This window comes from Coprococcus aceti, assembly GCF_025567285.1.
Taxonomy (GTDB): Bacteria; Bacillota; Clostridia; order Lachnospirales; family Lachnospiraceae; genus Coprococcus; species Coprococcus aceti.
On the sequence record NZ_JAOQJT010000005.1, the window covers coordinates 91,635 to 112,986 of the forward strand.

14 protein-coding genes and 1 pseudogene are annotated in these 21,352 nt (G+C 44.1%); 12 read left to right on the plus strand and 3 right to left on the minus strand.

Features of this window, described 5'->3' with window-relative positions; translation table 11 throughout:
- Positions 1-79 precede the first annotated feature (79 nt).
- Positions 80-1,000 carry a DHH family phosphoesterase gene (locus tag OCV54_RS08415; protein ID WP_055223542.1) on the plus strand — a complete coding sequence of 307 codons (921 nt, stop codon included), beginning with the start codon at positions 80-82 and terminating at the stop codon, positions 998-1,000.
- A gap of 99 nt (positions 1,001-1,099) precedes the next feature.
- Here OCV54_RS08415 and OCV54_RS08420 read toward each other — a convergent pair whose 3' ends face one another.
- Positions 1,100-2,581, minus strand: a complete 1,482-nt coding sequence (locus OCV54_RS08420; RefSeq protein ID WP_055223544.1) for a nucleotide sugar dehydrogenase — start codon at positions 2,579-2,581, stop codon at positions 1,100-1,102.
- Between the two features lie 209 nt (positions 2,582-2,790).
- The gene (locus tag OCV54_RS08425; protein ID WP_055223546.1) at positions 2,791-3,894 is read right to left on the minus strand and encodes an endonuclease/exonuclease/phosphatase family protein; all 1,104 of its coding nucleotides are present in this window, start codon (positions 3,892-3,894) and stop codon (positions 2,791-2,793) included.
- Positions 3,895-4,231: 337 nt separating this feature from the next.
- Between OCV54_RS08425 and OCV54_RS08430 the strand changes: the two genes are divergently transcribed.
- Positions 4,232-4,819 (plus strand): VanZ family protein, encoded by a 588-nt coding sequence (locus OCV54_RS08430; RefSeq protein WP_055223547.1) that lies wholly within the window; start codon positions 4,232-4,234, stop codon positions 4,817-4,819.
- A 59-nt stretch (positions 4,820-4,878) separates the two neighbouring features.
- Entirely contained in the window at positions 4,879-6,396 is a 1,518-nt protein-coding gene (locus tag OCV54_RS08435; RefSeq protein ID WP_055223550.1) for a C69 family dipeptidase, read from the plus strand.
- An 18-nt stretch (positions 6,397-6,414) separates the two neighbouring features.
- Here the strand turns inward: OCV54_RS08435 and OCV54_RS08440 are convergent, their stop codons facing one another.
- The gene (locus OCV54_RS08440) at positions 6,415-7,302 is read right to left on the minus strand and encodes an AraC family transcriptional regulator (protein ID WP_055223552.1); all 888 of its coding nucleotides are present in this window, start codon (positions 7,300-7,302) and stop codon (positions 6,415-6,417) included.
- 171 nt (positions 7,303-7,473) lie between these two features.
- Between OCV54_RS08440 and malQ the strand changes: the two are divergent.
- The 9 genes and pseudogenes from malQ to OCV54_RS08485 all read left to right on the plus strand — a co-directional run.
- A pseudogene (gene malQ, locus OCV54_RS14830) lies at positions 7,474-8,952 on the plus strand (4-alpha-glucanotransferase); the annotation flags it as partial.
- Between the two features lie 48 nt (positions 8,953-9,000).
- Positions 9,001-11,250, plus strand: a complete 2,250-nt coding sequence (locus tag OCV54_RS14835) for a glycogen/starch/alpha-glucan phosphorylase (protein ID WP_055223647.1) — start codon at positions 9,001-9,003, stop codon at positions 11,248-11,250.
- Between the two features lie 149 nt (positions 11,251-11,399).
- On the plus strand, positions 11,400-12,971 hold the full coding sequence (locus OCV54_RS08455; RefSeq protein ID WP_262563279.1) for a response regulator transcription factor: 1,572 nt from the start codon (positions 11,400-11,402) through the stop codon (positions 12,969-12,971).
- Positions 12,972-13,029: 58 nt separating this feature from the next.
- On the plus strand, positions 13,030-14,742 hold the full coding sequence (locus OCV54_RS08460; protein WP_055223554.1) for a sensor histidine kinase: 1,713 nt from the start codon (positions 13,030-13,032) through the stop codon (positions 14,740-14,742).
- Positions 14,743-15,044: 302 nt separating this feature from the next.
- Complete coding sequence (locus OCV54_RS08465; RefSeq protein WP_022215948.1) at positions 15,045-16,349, plus strand: extracellular solute-binding protein; 1,305 nt, start codon at positions 15,045-15,047, stop codon at positions 16,347-16,349.
- A 106-nt stretch (positions 16,350-16,455) separates the two neighbouring features.
- The gene (locus OCV54_RS08470) at positions 16,456-17,850 is read left to right on the plus strand and encodes a carbohydrate ABC transporter permease (RefSeq protein WP_055223556.1); all 1,395 of its coding nucleotides are present in this window, start codon (positions 16,456-16,458) and stop codon (positions 17,848-17,850) included.
- A complete protein-coding gene (locus tag OCV54_RS08475) occupies positions 17,850-18,728 on the plus strand; it encodes a sugar ABC transporter permease (RefSeq protein WP_022215950.1) in 879 nt (292 codons plus the stop codon). The genes OCV54_RS08470 and OCV54_RS08475 overlap by 1 nt, the downstream gene beginning before the upstream one ends.
- Positions 18,729-18,778: 50 nt before the next feature.
- Positions 18,779-20,476 carry an extracellular solute-binding protein gene (locus OCV54_RS08480; protein WP_015534107.1) on the plus strand — a complete coding sequence of 566 codons (1,698 nt, stop codon included), beginning with the start codon at positions 18,779-18,781 and terminating at the stop codon, positions 20,474-20,476.
- 2 nt (positions 20,477-20,478) lie between these two features.
- Positions 20,479-21,177, plus strand: coding sequence for an HAD family hydrolase (locus tag OCV54_RS08485; RefSeq protein WP_015534106.1), 699 nt, complete (start codon positions 20,479-20,481; stop codon positions 21,175-21,177).
- Positions 21,178-21,352 lie beyond the last annotated feature (175 nt).

Consider the following 21,352-nt stretch of genomic DNA (forward strand, 5'->3'; position numbering starts at 1 on the left):
AATATATTATTTATTGCGGAAAATGAACTATTCAGCCCAGTTTTACAGGGCTGAAGTTCAATACCAGGGAGGATTTACTATGAGGTTGGTTACAAGATCGGATTTTGATGGACTTGCGTGTGGCGCACTGCTGAAGGAAGCGGGAATTATTGATCATTGGAAGTTTGCGCATCCGAAGGATCTTCAGGACGGATTGATTGAGGTTACGGAGGATGACTGCCTTGCAAATGTGCCATTTGTTGAGGGCTGCGGACTTTGGTTCGATCATCATTCAAGTGAGCATGAGAGATTGGCGCTTGAGGGTAAATACAAGGGGGAGAGTCGTATAACTCCATCGTGCGCTAGAATAATCTATGAGTATTATGGAGGCAGAGAGAGATTTCCGCAGTTTGACGATATGATGGAGGCTGTTGATAAGGTTGATTCAGGTAATCTTACCATTGATGAGGTACAGAATCCAAAGGGATGGATACTTATTGGATTCCTGATGGATCCTAGAACCGGACTTGGAAGATTCAGAAATTTCACCATATCAAACTATCAGCTCATGGAGAAGCTTATAGATGCATGTCGTACCATGACCACTGATGAGATACTTGCCATGCCGGATATACAGGAAAGAATAGTTCTGTATAATGAGCAGACAGAGAAGTTCAAGGAGATGGTCAAGGCACATACCATAGTGGACGGTAATCTTATCATAAGCGATCTTCGCGGAGTGGATCCGATATACACCGGCAATCGTTTCATGATATACAGTATGTATCCTGAACAGAATGTGTCAGCGTGGATAGTAAGCGGACGTGGTGGACAGGGATGTTCGGCAGCAGTTGGATACAGTATCCTGAACCGCACAGCGACCATGGATGTTGGAAGCCTTATGCTCAAGTATGGTGGCGGTGGACACAGGAAGGTTGGTACATGTCAGTTCAAGGATGACGAGATGGATACAAGACTTCCTCAGATGCTTGAGGAGCTCAAGGCTCAGGCTAATTCATAAGAAATATTGACAAAAAATAACCGAATGATACAAGTTTTAATTCGTATCATTCGGTTATTTTTTATGTTATAAAAATGTTCTTAAAGGTCTTCTTAAAGATTAGTCTCTCTGGAACAGATCTCTTGTGTATACCTTGTCTTTGATGTCGTCGAGGCATGAATTGTACCTGTTGGCGATGACAGCGTCGGACATGGATTTGAATTTGTCCAGGTCATTTACAACTTTGCTTCCGAAGAATGTGGTTCCGTCTTCAAGGGTTGGCTCGTATACAACGACGGTTGCGCCCTTGGCTTTGATACGCTTCATGACACCCTGTATACTGCTTTGGCGGAAGTTGTCGGAGTTGCTCTTCATCGTCAGTCTGTATACACCTATGACACATTCCTTCTCCTGGGCTGCTGAGTAATCACCGTTATTGTTGTAGTCGTAGTAGCCTGCGATGGAGAGAACGCGGTCTGCGATGAAGTCCTTTCTCGTTCTGTTGCTCTCAACGATGGCGCTCATCATATTCTGAGGCACGTCGTTGTAGTTGGCAAGGAGCTGCTTTGTATCCTTTGGCAGACAGTATCCGCCGTATCCAAATGATGGGTTGTTGTAGTGTGTTCCGATTCTTGGGTCGAGACATACGCCGTTTATGATGTCCTGTGTGTTAAGTCCCTTCATTTCTGCGTATGTGTCAAGCTCGTTGAAGTAGGACACGCGGAGTGCGAGATAGGTATTTGCAAATAACTTTACAGCCTCAGCTTCGGTGAAGCCCATGAACAGAGTGTCTATATCTTCCTTGAGGGCACCCTCCTGAAGCAGTGCGGCAAATGTATGGGATGCCTTAACTATCTTCTCGTCATTCTTGTCTGTGCTGACAATTATCCTTGATGGATAGAGGTTGTCGTACAGTGCCTTGGATTCACGAAGAAACTCTGGGCTGAAAATGATATTTGACGTGTTGTATTTCTTCCTTACGGACTCGGTGTATCCAACTGGTATAGTTGATTTGATGACCATGATGGCATCCGGGTTGACCTTGAGGACGAGCTCGATAACGGCCTCAACGGCTGATGTGTCGAAATAGTTCTTGTTGCTGTCGTAGTTTGTCGGAGCAGCTATGATTACGAAATCTGCATCCTTGTATGCTGCTTCGCCATCGAGGGTTGCTGTGAGATCAAGCTCCTTCTCGGCGAGATATTTCTCAATATAGTCGTCCTGTATAGGGGATTTCTTGTTGTTGATGAGATCGACCTTTTCAGGGATGATGTCAACTGCTGTTACATGGTTGTGCTGTGCCAGCAGGGTCGCAATGGATAGACCAACGTAACCGGTTCCTGCCACTGCGATGTTCAGTGGGGATGGTGACTCGAGCTTGTGTGCGCCTGCGTTGATGAACATATCTGTGAGGTCGAAGTTCAAAACCTCTGACAAACTTTCAAGCTGCTCTATAGAAGGAACAAAATCCTTCTGCTCTATTCTGGAAATGAGTGCTCTGTTGATACCGGTTGCATCGGCGAGCTGTGCCTGGGTCATACCCTTTTCTTTTCTTCCGTTCATGACAGTGTCGGCGAGACGTGACTGTGATAATTTCTTCATGATCAAAATTCCTTTCTCTGATGAGTATTCTCTATTATTCTTAGAAGTATTATTCAAAACTAGCAACAAATGTTAATATTTATAACATTTACAATGCCATAATACATGTAAAAACGGCATAAATCAAGAGAAAAATGTATTTTAAACATAAAATTATACATAATTAATGTTAATTAAAATAACATACATAAAACAACTGAAAATATAGTTTATTTCAACGCAACATCGAGTCTTATCGGATTGTGATCGCTGTTTTTAAAATCCAGATTTATGGTCTCTGTGGAGTTAATCTGCAAATTGCTCGATACTATGAATCCGTCGATGACATAATATTGGAAACTCTCATGGTCATGTCCTTCGTATGGTTTATCCAGGGACCGGCATGTTGGAGCTGAGGAATCGGTGATGCAGGTGAAGGAATCTCCAAATTCAGATACATCTATACTTCCTGGTGCCCACAGGTCAGCGGACTGCTGAGGGTATGCGGACAGATCCACATTTGAAAAAGTCTGGTTGAAGTCGCCTCCTGCGATAACGTAGTTCCCTGCTGCAGCCTCATTTTGGAGAATGTCGGCGAGCATCCTGGTCTGGGCGGCTTTGCCCTCGCCTGAGTCATAAGCCTCCAGGTGGAGATTTACTATGACGAGTTCGTGTTCACTTCCGGCAATCGGTATTCTGGACACGATCAGGCATCTTTTCAGGTTGCACAGTCTGATCGGGTAGGAAAATGGACATGGAAGCTGTATTCTTTCTGCATCCGATACTTCAAATGAGCTGAGAGTCATTATTCCTGATGTCACTCTGCCGATCGGTGGAAGTGGATATGGAACCATGAGTGTTTTGTAGTTGTAGGCGTATGAGCTTGTGTATGACGGCAGCTTTTCCCTCAAAATATCGGCTTCGTTTATCTTGTGGCTTCTGGATGATCGTTCATCGACCTCCTGGAGAAGAAAGATGTCAGCGGCAAGTGAATTCAGCTCTGATGTGATGGCCTCCATATTGTCGTTTACCTGCTTTGCTGTGGAAGTGTACACACTGTCTCCTCCGTCCATGAAAAAGTCAGCATTTGCGCCGAGGGATCCGTAGCCGAGATTCCATGTCACGATGGATATGGAGTCGCCGACAGATGGTGAAAGCTTGGCTGAGCCGGTTGCATTTTTACCAAATGTGCTTCCAGATGTGACCTCAAGGGATTCGGAATCGTCTGGTTTGTATTCTGTTATGGTGAGAACTCCCACAAATATTATGGCGGCCACAAGGATCACACCGAGGACGATACATGTTATTTTTAGAATTTTTTTTGCTATTATCATGTTGGATATTTCCTGTTCTATGTTTGTTCAGTCCGTCCAAATGGTTAGTTGGACTGACATGTAAAGTATATCAGACGCGGTGTATGTAAACAATGTGTAAAATGACACATGTTGGGAATCGTGGTATAATGTAGCACGCTGATGCGTGCGCAGGTCATCGCGCTTGAGCACGATGACATATGATATAATGAGCGCAAGTGAGCCAACATGCTTGCATGATTGGCGAGCGGCGAATTGGATTATGATAGTTGCGACAGCAACGGAAAGCACCATAGGTGCGAATCATGATATAATGAGCAGCAAGACATAGTATAGTAGAAATTATTGAGGGGAATGTATGTTTGAACTTATTATAAAAGATATAATGGAGGTCGCGGGCTACCTTCCGATAGGCATTTTGTGCGGATGCATAGCAGTCGTGGTTTATCTCGTGTATACAGTGAGTCCTGCAGGAAAAAAGGTCAGTGCCGGCGGACGTGTGAAGAAGTCAATAGTGTGGTTTCTGCTGGTGGTGTATCTGGCGGTGATGGCAGTTACTGTGTTCCTGTCCAGAGAGCCGGGCTCAAGGCAGGGCATTGACATGACGTTGTTTCATACGTGGGGAGTGACGCCCCAGGAGCACGCATTTGTCATAGAAAATATATTGCTCTTTGTGCCGTTCGGCGTGCTTTTCCCGCTGGCGGTGGCTGGAAGTAAGAATGGCGATGGCAGGGCGGTAGACAGGTTGTCCAAGTGCACTGTACTGTTTGGATTTCTGTGCAGTGTCTGCATAGAGACGGTTCAGCTTATAACGGAGCGCGGTTACTGCCAGCTCGATGATGTAGTTATGAATACCCTCGGAAGTCTTGCGGGATATATTATATTTCTGATTGCAAAAAAGGTTATAGGTGTAAAACAGATTCAGGCATTGGGCAGATATAGATAACATATTTTCAGAAATTAATAAGGTGAAAGCAAATAATTTAACGGATGGAGGAATAGATCATGCCATGTACAACAATATTGGTAGGAAAAAATGCGTCTTATGACGGTTCAACAATAATAGCGAGAAATGACGATTCGGGTGCCGGTTCGTACACGCCGAAGAAATATGTGGTTGTGAAGCCGGAGGAGCAGCCAAGAATATACAAGTCGGAGATATCCCATGTGGAGATTGAACTTCCAGATGATCCGATGCGTTACACCTGTGTTCCAAATGCGCTGGCGGGCGAAGGAATCTGGGCGGCAAGCGGAGTGAATTCTGCAAATGTGGCTATGACGGCGACGGAGACCATAACCTCAAATCCAAGAGTGCTCGGCGCGGATCCACTGGTGTGCTATGAGCCTGCGGAGGGAGATAAGCCAGAGAAGGCTGGCGGTATCGGCGAGGAGGATATAGTCAGCATTACACTTCCATATATAAAGAGCGCAAGAGAGGGTGTGAAGAGACTTGGCAGCCTGCTTGAACGATATGGAACCTATGAGATGAACGGAATTGCATTTCAGGATGTAGACGAGATTTGGTGGCTTGAGACCATCGGAGGACATCATTGGATCGCGAGAAAAGTTCCTGATGATGTGTATGTTGTCATGCCAAACCAGTTTGGTATGGACGAATTTGACCTGACGGATGCACTTGGGGCGCAGAATGAATTTATGTGTTCAGCGGATCTTCCAGAGTTTATAGAGAAATATCATCTGAATGTTGATAACATGGAGCGCGTTATGCTGCAGAATATAACAGAGACCGAGCGTAATAATATAATCTGCCCGAGGGATATATTCGGCAGCCACGACGATGCGGATCACGTGTACAACACCCCGAGGGCATGGTTCATGGAGAGGACGCTCAACCCGAATTCGGCAGTTTGGGACGGACCGGATGCGGACTTTACGCCGGTTTCGGATGACATTCCATGGTGCATGATACCAGAGAAGAAGATAACCATGGAGGATGTGAAGTATGTGCTTTCTTCGCATTATCAGGGAACTCCGTATGATCCGTACGGCAATTACGGTGACAAGAAGATGCGCGGGGCATATAGATCGATAGGTGTGAACAGGACGGATTTCATGTCGGCGATCCAGATGAGACCATATGTTGGAGAGGATATCTGCGCTGTACAGTGGATAGCATTTGCATCGAATGCATTCAATGTCATGGTTCCTTTCTATGCAAATGTAGACACGACTCCTGAGTATCTGGCAAATACAGGGGCGGATGCTTCCACGGACAACTTCTACTGGACCAGCCGTATGATCGCGGCGATGGCGGATGCATCTTATGCGAAGTCGGTGTTCCATATCGAAAGGTACGAGGAGAAAGTCATGTCCAAGGCACATGAGATAATATACAGATATGATGATATTATGAATGAACAGCCATTGGGCGAGAAACTCCGCCAGCAGGCCAACCAGGAGACCACAGACATGGTGAGACGTGAGGCAAATGCAACCCTTGGCAGGGTTCTCTATGAACTCAGCAATCAGATGAAGAACTCGTATTCAAGATCTGATGCGTAGTAGGCAATGAGTGGCCGCTTACAGGTTATGATTATCCCTGTATTTACCCGGAGTCATGCCGTATTTCTTCTTAAACATCCTGTTGAAGTAGGACAGGTTGAAGAAGCCGCAGTTCTCCGCGACGGAGAGTATGCTCTCGTCATTGGAGGAGAGAAGTCTTGCGGCAACATTCAGCCTGAAGTCGTTCAGATATGATACAAATGACACCCCCATGGTGTTCTTGAAAAATCGCATAAAATGGGATTCAGAGAATCCACAGTAGGAGGCTATATCCGTTATGGATATGGCCTCTTTGTAATTTTCGTCTATGTAGGAGAGGATGAGTTTTGTTCTCTCAAGATCCCTGGCTCGGTTCTTTCTGTCTGCCTCATCTCTTGCGGTGGAGTTGGCATAGAGAATGTAGAAGAATTCAAAATAGCATCCCTTAAGTGCAAGGTGGTATCCCTTTGGCGTCTCTGAGCAGAGCTTGTCTACCCTGTTAAGACACGCGGAAAGAGACGGATATAATGGATCGTCCCTGTCATAAATACTCTTGATATCCACGTCGCCCGCCAGCAGAGGCAGGAAAAACTCGCTGTCCAGTGAGTCGTGATTTCTGGATCTGAACATGTCGACGGAGAAAAGAATATTCTCATATTCCATTGAATAGCCTTCGTGCTGGGAGATTCCGTGAATGTGTCCTGGCAGGATAATGACTATGTCACCCTCCTCAACATAGTGAGTTGTGAAGTCCACAGTCACATTTCCCTTGCCTTTTTTGATATAGATAATCTCCATAAATTCATGCCAGTGCAGAGACACAGAATTGAAGTCAAGTGGTATGGAGCACAGGTAAGTATTGTATGGAAACATCGGGTCCGCATGGGTCTTATTCTCCAGAAGATTTTCGTATTCAAGACTGTTCATATAACCATGTGCCTCCTTTTTGTTAATTCGACGATTTTTTACAGTTTTTACATATTGTACATCATCAAGATGATAGAATTGTACAATTAATTGCTTATATAATGCAAGCATAAAAGGGGAAATGCTAATAAAATACAAGCCATAACAGGAACTGTTCAGGAGGTATCATATATGAGTAAAGCGTTGGAGCGTGGCGCAGGAATACTCCTGCCGATAAGCAGCCTCCCATCACCATATGGAATTGGAACTATGGGAAGAGATGCTTATGATTTTGTTGATATGTTGAAAAGAGCAGGGCAGAAGTACTGGCAGGTGCTTCCGATAGGACCAACAAGCTTCGGTGACAGTCCTTATCAGTCGTTTTCAGCATTTGCGGGCAATCCGTATTTTATCGATCTGGATACATTGATAGCTGAAGGGCTTCTCAAGAAAGAGGAGTTAGAATCCTACAAATGGGCTGACAGTGATGACGAGATCGACTACGCCAGAATATACAGACAGAGATTTGAAGTCCTCAGAAAAGCATTTGGCAGATCAGAGCACAAAGACAGCAGGGATTACGTAGATTTCATAGAGGAAAATGAACAGTGGATAGATGACTATGCGCTGTATATGGCGATCAAGGCTGATCATAACAATAGAGAATGGCTTGCGTGGGAACCGGCGATCAAGAAGAGAAAGCCGGAGGCTATGGCAGCTTACAGAGAAAAGCTTGGTGAAGACGTGGAATTCTACAAATTCCTTCAGTTCAAGTTCTACGAGCAGTGGATGCCATTAAAAGAGTACGCCAACAGAAACGGCATAAGCATCATTGGAGATATTCCAATCTATGTGGCACTGGACAGTGCTGATGTGTGGGCTAACACAGACCAGTTCCAGCTGTCCGGAAGCCTTGCACCGGCGGTTGTGGCAGGATGCCCACCAGACATGTTCTCAAGCTACGGACAGAAGTGGGGTAACCCGATTTATGACTGGGATGTCATGGAGAAGGATGATTTTGCGTGGTGGAAGAAGAGAATTGCTGCATCTGCAAAGCTCTACGACGTGATCCGTATAGATCATTTTATCGGAATAGTCAGATACTACAGCATCCCGGCAAATGGCGAGCCGAAGGATGGCTACTACAGACAGGGACCGGGAAAGAAACTCATCGATGCTATAGACAGTGCCATAGGTTCATCCAAGGTTATAGCAGAGGACCTCGGCGTGGTCGTGCCAGAGGTTCAGAAACTTGTAAAGGAATCCGGTTATCCGGGCATGAAGGTGTTGGAATTTGCATTTGACGGCAATACGGCAAATGAATATCTGCCGCACAATCACGCAAAGAACTACGTAGCGTATATCGGAACCCACGACAATGATATGCTGAAAAGTTATATCAGCGGACAGAGTGAGGAGCTTCAGGAATATATGATGAAGTACCTCATGGCGAACAGCCTGGATGATGTGGCAGAGAAGATGATACATGCACTTTACATGAGCTCAGCGGACACGGTCATACTTCAGATGCAGGATATTCTGGGCAAGGACAACAGTGCCAGAATGAACTATCCATCAACGCTTGGCGGCAACTGGAAGTGGAGGCTTACCAAGGGCGCAACATGGGAATTTACACAGGAACATATAGATAAATTAAGGGATCTCACCAGACTGTATGGAAGAAACAGGGTGAAGACGTATATTTGTAAGGAGGATATTATGTTAAAGGACATTTGCATGAAGAAATACAACAAGGAGATCAAGGACTGCACAAACGAGGAGATCTACTTCGCACTCCTTGATATGACAAAGAAGCTCGCAGACGGAAAGGTTTCAGAGGAGGGACAGAAGAAGGTTTATTACATCTCAGCAGAGTTCCTCATAGGAAAGCTTCTCTCGAACAATCTCATCAACCTTGGTGTATTTGACGAGGTTAAACAGGTGCTTGCTGAGAATGGCAAGAGCATCTATGACATAGAGGAGGTTGAGCCAGAGCCATCACTTGGAAATGGCGGACTTGGAAGACTTGCAGCATGCTTCCTTGATTCCATGGCAACCCTCGGACTTCACGGAGATGGAATTGGACTTAACTACCACATGGGTCTGTTCAAGCAGGTATTTGAGAACAACTACCAGAAGGAGACTGCAAATCCTTGGATTGAGGCAGACAGCTGGCTCGAGAAGACAGACGTTACCAACACGATCACATTTGGCAACCTGAAAGTCCAGTCAAGAATGTACGATATAGATGTAACCGGATACGAGAACAGAACAAATAAGCTCCACCTCTTCGATATCGAGAGCGTTGACGAGTCCATCATGGAGCCGGGCGGAATTAACTTCGACAAGACAGACATTGCAAAGAACCTGACACTCTGCCTGTACCCGGACGACAGCGATGAGGCTGGAAATCTTCTCCGTATCTACCAGCAGTATTTCATGGTGGCAAATGGTGCAAAGCTCATTCTTGATGAGGCTAAGGCAAAGGGTTCAAATCTTCACGACCTGGCTGATTATGCAGCAGTTCAGATCAATGATACACACCCTTCAATGGTGATCCCTGAGTTCATCAGACTTCTTACCGCTGAGGGAATATCATTTGACGAGGCTACAGAGATCGTGACAGAGGTGTGCGCATACACCAACCACACTATCCTTGCAGAGGCTCTTGAGAAGTGGCCGCTTGCTTACCTTGAGAAGGTTGTTCCACAGCTTGTTCCTATCATCAAGAAACTGGATGAGAAGGTTCGTAACAGATATAAGGATGAGAGCGTATATATCATCGACAAGGATCAGAGAGTGCACATGGCACACATTGATATACACTATAGCCACAGTGTAAATGGTGTTGCATACCTTCACACAGAGATCCTCAAGGATTCTGAGCTGAACAACTTCTACAAGATCTATCCTGAGAAGTTCAACAACAAGACAAATGGTATCACATTCAGAAGATGGCTCCTCCACTGCAACGAGCAGCTTGCAGCTTATATCACAGAGCTTATCGGTGACGGCTACAAGAAGGATGCAGAGAAGCTGAATGACCTTGCTAAGTTCTATGATGATGATGCAGTCCTTGGCAAGATCATGGATATCAAGAAGCAGAACAAGGTCGTTCTCAAGGATTACCTTAAGGAGACACAGAACATTGACATAGATGAGAATTCTATCTTTGATATACAGGTTAAGAGACTTCATGAGTACAAGCGTCAGCAGATGAACGCACTTTGGGTTATCCACAAGTACTTCGATATCAAGGCAGGAAATCTTCCAAAGACTCCTGTGACTGTAATATTTGGTGCAAAGGCAGCTCCAGCATACACCATCGCAAAGGATATCATCCATCTTATCCTCTGCCTGCAGCAGCTCATCGATAATGACCCGGAGGTAAGTCCATACCTCAAGGTTGTCATGATCGAGAACTACAATGTGTCAAAGGCAGCAAAGATCATACCTGCATGTGATATCTCAGAGCAGATCTCCCTTGCTTCAAAGGAGGCATCAGGTACCGGAAACATGAAGTTCATGCTGAACGGTGCGCTTACACTTGGTACAAGAGACGGTGCAAATGTGGAGATCGGAGAACTGGTTGGAGAGGACAACATTTACTTCTTCGGCGAGTCAAGCGAGGCAGTTATCGACCACTATGCAAAGGCTGATTATGTGTCAAAGGATTACTACGAGCAGCCAGAGATCAAGAAGCTTGTTGATTTCATCGTGAGCGATGAGCTCCTTGAGATCGGACAGAAGGAAAGCCTTGAGAGACTTCACAACGAACTTATCGTAAAGGACTGGTTCATGACACTCCTGGATGTTGAGGATTATATCAAGACCAAGGAAGGCGTACTTGCAGATTACGAGGACCGTAAGACTTGGGCAAAGAAGGCACTTGTCAACATCAGCAAGGCTGGATTCTTCTCATCAGACAGAACAATAGCTGAGTACAACAAGGACATCTGGAGATTATAATATAAATCTAGGTTTATTTCCCAGCAGGGGACGGAGGGGACAGGTACCTCCGTCCCCTTTTGGTGCCCTATTTGATTTAAATAAAGAATTCTTGTGATGGTTTTAGGTGGCATATGAGAAGTAAGTCGGTTATAATTGAATAACGAAAGTTGGAATGTGATACGAAATCAGTTCACATCAAGAAAAAGAAAGGCAGTGGAGAGATGTATAGAATACTGATCGTTGATGACGAGAGAATAGAGAGAAATGGGATAAGATTCCTTCTGAAAAAGCTGAATATGGAATTTGATATCGACGAGGCAGTAAACGGTCTTGATGCATTGGAGAAGATACGTCAGGAGGATTATGATATCCTTCTAACCGATGTGAAGATGCCATTCATGGACGGTATAGAACTCATTGACAATGTGGTAAATGAGAAGAAGAAAATGAGATGCGTGATATTCAGTGGCTGCAATGAATTTGACTATGCAAAGAGAGCGATAAGGCTGGGGGTTGTGGATTATATACTGAAACCGGTCGATCCGAAGGAGTTTAAGGAGACGCTGGAGAAGGTTGTGGATGAGCTTGAGGCGGCTAAAGCCTCGGATGAACTCAAGAATAAGAGCATGGAATTCCTATATGAGCATGCACTATATATGCTTGTAAATGGCGAAGATATAGAGAGCATACGCAGAGAGTACAACGGTCTGAACCTCGATTTTGCCAGATTTAAGAGAATTCTGCTGGTAGAATTTAATCACGATTTCTTTGGAAGACGAGATGTGGATTTCAAGAAAAATGAGAAGATAATGTCACTTGGAATACAGAGATACCTAAATCTGAACCAACAGCAGGAACTTATTTTCCTGGGCGATGAAACAGATGTGGTTTCCACGGCCCAGGAGCTAGCCAGGATAATTAAAAGTGATTACGATGAGGAATGCTTTATAGCAGTTTCATCGGATATAGAGAAACCTGAGGACATGAAACAGAAGGTCGATGAGCTTGATGAGCTCATGGACAATAAGTTTTATCATCCGGAGATAAAGGTGTTCTACCCGAATATGGAGAGCGATTCGTCAGGAATGATTCAGTTTGATGATGACACTCTTATGAAACAGATGAAACAAGACATCAAGATGAAGGATGTGGATGCACTCAGAGAGCATTTTGACAAATTCTGTGAAAAGTACAGGCACAAGAATGAGTGTTCACAGATATATATAAAGTTTCTCTACTCAAATCTTTTAAAGGACATATATGGCAGTATAGATGGAACAGGTGAGGCGGATCTTAACAAGGATGTTGAAAAGATGTATATGACGACGGATTTTCAGAGCCTTACAGGTCTCGTCGAGGTTGCGATAGACAGACTGGCGGCCTGCTTTGAGGACAAGAGTCAGACCGGACATAAGGAAGTGGAGATGGTAAAGCAGTATATTTACAGGAATTACGGGAGCGAGCTTGGCATAGATATGCTTGCGGATATGGTATATCTTGCCCCAAGTTATCTCAGCACAGTGTTCAAGAAAGAGACGGGACAGAATCTGAGCAAATTTATCAAGTCATATAGAATGGAGCGGGCAAGGGATATGCTTGAGAATAGTATGGCAAAGATTGTAGATATAGGTGCGATGTGTGGTTATCAGAATGTATCCTACTTTTGTTCGAGTTTCAGGGAGTTTTATGGAGTGAGCCCTCAGAAATTCAGGGAGAGCGGTGTTACAGGAGAAGAGTAGACATACAGCAGACTTGGCAAATGGCGAGTGCAGAACTCGTTAAGCAGGGGGATCGTAGATGAACAAAGGTGGACTCAAGAAGAGATTTCGTGATATGAGGCTGACCGGCAAAATGGTTGTTATTTATCTGCTTGCCGGACTTGTGCCTGTTATGATAATACTGGGTATAACATACATGGAGATGAAAAAGATTCTGTGGGACCGGGAGACAACGATACTGAAATCTTATGTCAGCCAGACCACGGATTCCATGGACAATGAACTGGAGATATATAACAATCTCTCTAAATATATATCGTATAACCAGTCGATTGCAAAGATACTGAGTGCGGACCAGTCGGCATACCAGAATTATGAGCAGTTCAGTACGGTGATCGATCCTCTGCTGGCATCGATCATGTATTTCCATGAGGATGTAAATCAGGTCACGATATATACTGATGCCAGCGATGTGAAACATGGGTCAACAGTTGCACCGTTAAAAGATCTGGCGGATGGAACGCATGCATATGATGATCTGGATAACAATATACACTGGCATATTGATCTGGAAAGCCGAACTGCATTTTCAGTCAGCCGGATGGCTATGCTGGAGCAGAAAGGTGCCAAGGGCGTTTTGTATGTAGGCGTGGATTATGACAGTGTATTTCAACCGTTTTATACAGAGACAATGTTTGATAATTATGGGCTTATCATAGAGGATGAGTATGGACATATGATATTCAACAAGAATACATTTGCCGATGAGCAGTCAGCATATGAATTGGATGTGGATAAATTCGATGTTCTGAGAGAGATGGAAAATTCAGGGTATCAGTTCATAGATAAGACGTCCAAGGCGACCGGCTGGAACATATGTGTATACAAACCGAACAGACTTATAATCTCATCGGTTCGTCCGATACTTATAATAGCGGTGGCGGCACTTCTGGTAAGTATGCTCGCAGGTATATTATGTATAAATATGGTATCAGAATTTATAACGAAGCGAATCAAAAATCTTCAGAAGACTATGAAGGCCACCGAGACAGGAAATCTGGGCATGGTTATAGAAAATGACAGTACAGATGAGATTGGTGATCTTATAAATGGCTACAACAGCATGAGTAAGCGCCTTGATGAGACTGTCAATGAGGTATATCAGAGCAAGATCAAGGAAAAAGAATACGAGATGAGGGCACTTCAGGCCCAGATCAACCCGCATTTCCTGTACAATTCTCTGTCTATGATCAATTGGAAAGCCCTTGAGGCGGAGCAGGAAGACATAAGCCGGATCACCTTGTCTCTGTCCACATTCTACAGGACAGCCCTGAACAAAGGAAAAAACATCCTGCTTGTCAAAGATGAGATAGCAAATATCAAGTCGTATCTTGATATCCAGCTTGCCATGCATGACAACAGCTTTGATGTGGTGTACGACATAGATGACAGTATCTTAAAATACGAAACATTGAATCTGATACTCCAGCCGCTGCTTGAAAACGCGATAGGGCATGGAATTGACGTCAAGACTGATGGCAGAGGAGAGATACGCATAGAGGGAAAGGAGAATGGAGATTTCATTGACTTTACCGTATCTGACAACGGTGTCGGTATGACAAAGACCCAGGCCGCCCTGATCCTGTCCAAGTCGTCCAATGGCTACGGTGTGTCAAATGTAAACGAGAGGATCAAGCTATATTATGGAGAGAAGTACGCGGTGAAGATCGAAAGCACCCCGGGAGCCGGCACGAAAGTAATGCTCCACTTCCCAAAGAGAGTAGAAAACTAGAAAAATTATAAAAAATACGAAGAGTGGATGTACCTTTTGAAGCTTATTAAAGCTCAAGAGGTACATTTTTTTATACTTTTGTGGACATAATAACAATGCATAACGGCGGATCTCCGCGGCACACTCCGGAGCGGCGCCCGCCCATCAAAAAAATTCAACATATCTAAAAAATCCAACATGTTTCTAAAATCATTGATATATACGGATTGGAAACGTTTTCTTATAATGATGACATAAGGTAAAGGTACTGCAAAGGTGTTAAAAACATTCAATCAAAACTATATTTTTAAGGAGGAACGGTTATGAGAGTTAAGAGATTTGCAGCAGTTGCACTTGCGGGTGTAATGGGAATGTCAATGCTGGCAGGATGTGGAGATTCAGGAAAGGACGAGTCAACAACAGCAGCAGCAAAGAGTGATGCATCAGAGGCTACAGATGCAACAGAGGCAGCTTCAGAGGAAGAGGCGATCAAGACAACACTTACAGTTTGGGGACCAGCTGAGGATCAGTCACCTGATTACGGCGAGTGGTTACAGACAACATGTGAGGCATTCAAGAAAGAGCATCCAAACTGGGATATCACATTTGAGTATGGTACATGTAGTGAGGGTGATGCTGGAAAGACTGTAACACAGGATGTTTCAGCGTCAGCAGATGTATACATGTTCGCAAATGACCAGTTACAGACTCTGATCGATGCAGGTGCTATCTCAGAGCTCGGCGGAAGCACAGCAGATTATGTTAAGTCAACAAATTCACAGGCGATCGTAGATTCTATCACAGTTGATGGAGGTATCTATGGTGTGCCATTTACAACAAATACATGGTTTATGTACTACAACAAGAAGACATTTACAGAGGATGATGTAAAGAGCCTTGACACAATGCTTGAGAAGGGTAAGGTTTCATTCCCACTCTCAAACTCATGGTACATCGCAGCATTCTACCTTGCAAATGGCGGAACATTATTCGGTGATGGTACAGACAATGATGCAGGAATCAACTTCGGTGGTGACAACGGCAAGGCTGTTACAGACTACCTGGTAGATCTTGTAAACAACAAGAACTTTGTAAACGATGAGTCAGGTGTTGGTATCTCAGGTATGACAGATGGTTCAATATCAGCAATGTTCTCAGGCTCATGGGACTACGCAGCATTACACGATGCACTTGGAGATGATCTCGGAATCGCAGTTATGCCAACAGCCAAGATCGGCGGTGCGGACAAGCAGCTCCTCTCATTTGCAGGATCAAAGGCAATCGCTGTAAATCCTAACTGTGAGTATCCACAGGTTGCAGTTGCACTTGCACTCTACCTTGGAAATGAGGCATCACAGGAGTCACACTACACAGCAAGAAACATCGTTCCATGTAACACAAGCCTTCTTGAGAGCGATGCAGTTAAGGGCGATGCACTTGTAACAGCTCAGAATGCAACATTCGATACAACAGCATTCATCCAGCCATTTGTTCCTAAGATGAGCAACTACTGGACACCAGCAGAAAACTTTGGTAAGTCTCTCGTAAATGGTGAGGTTACACATGACAACGCAGCAGATATGACAGAGTCATTCAACACATCACTTAACACTGATGTAGCACAGTAAAAATACTAGTTATATATTTCAAAAACAGGTGCTCCATTCATCTACAGGTGATGGGGCACTTGTAATAAGAAGAGATAATGATTTACTTTGAGACGGAGGTGTTAGGATGGCTCAGGCTATAACAAATAAAAAAAGCAAAATAAAGAAAATACGAAGATCTGATTACCCATATACCGTTGCACAGGCAGCGGCAAATGGAGACATAGCTACCAGAATTTCATTTCTGATCTTGGGGTTTGGAAGCATAGTCAGAAAACAGTTTGTAAAGGGATTTTCGTACCTGGTACTTGAGGTACTGTTTATATGGTTTATGATAAAGCATGGAGCATCACTACTGGTGGATATCTTCCATCTGGGTGGTCAGGAACAGCAGAAGGTCTGGAATGATGCAAAGGGTGTATTTGAATATACTCAGGGTGACAACTCTCTGCTCATGCTCCTGTACGGTGTGGCAACACTGTTTATAATTTTCGCATTCATCTGCCTTTGGGTAGTAAGTATAGAGAGCGCATACAAAGCGTATTGCCTGTGGGATAAAGGCAAAAAGGTTCCAAAGTTCAAGGACGATGTGAAGAGTCTGTTTGACAGCAATCTTCATGCATTCCTTCTTCCACTTCCTGTACTTGGAGTCGTTGTATTTACGATATTGCCATTGGTTTTCATGATATTTATGGCATTTACAAATTACAGCAAGCTTGATTCACATACAGTTATATTCAACTGGGTTGGACTGAAGAATTTTGCAAAGATATTGAACTTTAGTGATGCAATAGGAAGTACATTCTGGTCAGTGCTTGGCTGGACACTTGTTTGGGCTGTGGCAGCCACATTCAGTAACTACTTCCTTGGAATGATACTCGCAATGGTGATCAACAGAAAGGGAACCAGGGCAAAGGGTATGTGGAGAGCGATCTTCATGCTCTCAGCAGCGGTTCCACAGTTCGTATCACTTCTTCTGATGAGAACGATCTTCAGTCAGAATGGTATCGTCAATACATTACTTATAAATAACGGAATAATCGACAATGCTATTCCATTCTGGAGCAATGCAACACTTGCCAGAGTCATGGTAATTGTCATCAACATCTGGATAGGAATTCCATTCACCGTCATGCAGGTCACCGGAATTCTCCAGAGTATACCGGAGGAGATATACGAGGCTGCGAGAGTTGACGGCGCAGGCCCGGTAAAGATCTTCTTCAAGATCACTCTTCCATATATGTTGTTTGTCACAGCACCATATCTGATAACAACATTTGCAGGAAATATCAATAACTTCAACGTTATCTACCTTTTGTCAAATGGAGCACCTACCCCGGTTGGAAAGACTGCCGGAAAGACAGATCTTCTTGTCACATGGCTCTATAAGCTGACGGTTGATAACCAGTACTATAACTTAGGTGCTGTTATAGGTATAATGACATTCATAGTTCTCGCTGTTGTGTCACTGGTAACTTACCACAACACCGCATCATATAAAGATGAGGAGGGATTTCAGTAATGGCTAAATCAAATAATAATGAGATTAAAGCAAGAAGCAAATGGACACTGGGAGACATCGTGGTTCATATCATACTGGTAATCCTTTCGGTTATCTGGGTATTGCCGATCGCATGGATAATCATGATAAGCTTCAGAGGAGAGAAAGGACAGTATGTTTCAACTCTGCTGCCAAAGTCTCTGACTCTGGCAAACTATACAAAGCTTTTTACAGACACAGGTATTCTGAATTTCATGCAGATGTTCAAGAATACTTTGATAATAGCAATTTTCTCATGTATAATATCAACAGCGTTCGTGCTTGCAGTTTCATACTGTATGTCAAGAATGCGTTTCAGACTGAGAAAGCCATTTATGAATGTGGCACTTATCCTTGGAATGTTCCCGGGATTCATGGCTATGATAGCTGTGTATTACATCCTTAAGGTTCTGGGACTTTCAGAAGGCTCACTCATCAGGGTTGCTCTGGTACTCGTATATTCAGGCGGTTCAGGACTTGGATTCTATATCGCCAAAGGATTCTTTGATACTATACCAAAGTCGCTGGAAGAAGCAGCATACCTTGATGGTGCTACAAGATGGCAGTCATTTACAAGGATCATCATACCACTCAGCCGACCGATCATAGTTTATACGGTTCTGAATTCGTTCCTTGCACCATGGATTGATTTTGTGTTTGCCAAGGTTATATGCAGAGCCAACAAGGACTATTACACAGTATCCATCGGACTTTGGAACATGCTCGAGAAAGAGTATGTGTACAACTGGTTCAACTCATTTGCGGCTGGCGCAGTGCTGATATCCGTACCGATTATCATTCTCTTTATGATAATGCAGAAGTGCTACAAGGATAGCATGTCTGGAGGCGTAAAGGGTTAAGGATAATATATGAAATTATTTGCAAAACCTAAGTGGAATGAGGAAAGCATATGCCAGCAATGAAGTATCTGAAAAAAATAATAACATGTGTGCTAACAATTACCCTTATAATAATATGTGGCTGCCAGGACAATAACACCCCCTCCAACCCGTCTAAGGCGACCACAGATGCAGAATATGAGTCTGCCATGCATATTGCGGAGACAACGCCGCTTGGAAGGTATCCGGAACAGCTCACCTATACCCTGGGAAAGCTGTCCGGTGCAAATAATTCAAATCTCCCACAGGGAGAAACGTATGAAAATAACGCATACACACAGATATTAAATGAAATCTTAAATGTGCAGAACCAGGATATATTTGAGGCTGCTGATAATCAGTATGATGATAATGTATCCATGGTGATAGCACAGAAGGATCTTCCGGATGTGATGATCGTCCAGGACATGGATGAGCTGCAGTATCTGGTGGAAAATGACATGATCGAGGATCTCACAGACAGTTATAACAACTGTATGAGTGAAACGATAAAGAACATATATAAGAGTTATGGCAGCAGTATTATGGATGTAGTCACATTTGATGACCGTATCATGGCCATACCTGAGACAAATATATCAGATGGACCAAATCTGATATGGCTTAGAAAAGACTGGATGGATAAGCTGGGACTTGAGGCTCCGAGAACACTTTCGGATGCGGAGGAGATCATCAGGCAGTTTATTGAGAAAGATCCGGGAAATAATGGTGTAGGAAGTACCGTAGGGCTGGTGGCAGACACAAGTCTCTGCGGCGGTTGTGGTTATAGCAGCGAGTACACACTCGACATTGTATTTGCCGCATATGGGGCATTTCCGAAACAGTGGATAAAGGATGAGGACGGAAAGGTTGTGTATGGTTCTGTACAGCCGGAGGCAAAGAAGGCTCTGGAGCATATACATGAGATGTACGAGGAAGGGATTCTGGATCGGAATTTCCTCATGCGGACAAGCAGCAACATAATAGAACTCATAGTGAATGGACAGTGTGGTTCATTCTTTGGACCATGGTGGGCGCCAAATAATCCTCTTATGGACGCTGTAGCGGCCGATCCAACAGCAAAGTGGGAACCATATCTGCTTGCCACAGAGGAAAACGACTCAACGAGTTATCACACTCAGGTTCCATATGGCAACTTCGTGGTAGTCAGAAAGGGATATGAGCACCCGGAGATAGTGTGCAAGATAATAAGTGTGCTGTTCGACTATGTAAGATATGAGGACAAAGACAATCAGGCTATAAAGGATTACTACAAACTCAATGTGGATCCTACCGCAAGACCACTTGCAATGAACGTGGACTACAACAATGCACTTCAGATATGCTATGGCGAGCTGAACCACGTGTTCTCTGGCATAAGGCAGCCGGATGATCTGAATCTGCTGGAACAATCTTATTATGAGGCGTGTGAGTCATATCTCAAGAATGAAGATAATGCGTCATCGGAGGACTGGGCGGCATATACATCCCGTATAACTGCATGCAAGATCCTCAATGATGCGCGTACAAATAAAGTCGAATCTCTGTACTTCGGTGAGACTGAGACCATGGTGTCAGACTGGTGGCACCTTGAGAATCTGGAGAGCAATACTTACCTGAAGATAGTTACAGGTGAAGCAGATCTGGATGAATTTGACAGTTTTGTGGACAACTGGTATAAGTCCGGTGGAACAACGATCACCGATGAAGTTCGAAGGGAGTGCCGGTAGATATGATAAGAGCAATAGTATTTGATTTAGATGATACATTATACGACTGCCTTCACGAGAATGATAAGGCAGTGGAAGACACTGTGAGATATGTGGCAAATGAACTTCTTCATATAGATGAAGTGACAGTGATGAAAGCCTTTGAAGAAGGCAGAGACATGGTAAAGGATCAGCTCTCTGCCTGGGATATGGCGGCGCAGCACAATAGGGTGCTGTACTTCCAGAAGATGCTGGAGATTCTGGGGGTATCACCATTTAAGTATGACCTGCAGGTGTACAACTATTTCTGGAACAATTTCCTGAACAAGATATCCATATTCCCCGGGGCATTGGAGTTTATAGATGATATGAAAGCCAGAGGAATAAAGATTGGTATCTGTACAGATATGACTGCGCATATCCAGTTCAGGAAGATAGACAGACTTGGACTTACGGGCAGACTTGACGCAATGATAACAAGCGAGGAGGCTGGTATAGAAAAGCCGAACCGCAGGATGTTCGATATGATAGCTACAAAGCTGGGCGTAAAGAACGATGAGGTCATCTATGTGGGCGATAGCTACAAGAAGGATGTCATGGGAGCGAAAAATGCTGGAATGACACCGGTGTGGTATTTGTCGCTGCAGAACAAGACGGACGAGGATGTACTGGCTGTGTCCAGCTATCCGGAACTTAAGAACATAGTGAATAGGGCGATGTAAAAATGCCGGAGTGCGTGACAATTAAAAATCACATACTCCGGCTTATTTTGTTTAATATCCGTATTTCTTTTTATTTTTTATAAGGAAGGTGATAGTTATGACAAGGGTCACAGCCTCCGCTACGGCCACAGCACACCAGATTCCATTGATGCCAAACACCATAGGCAGCATCAAC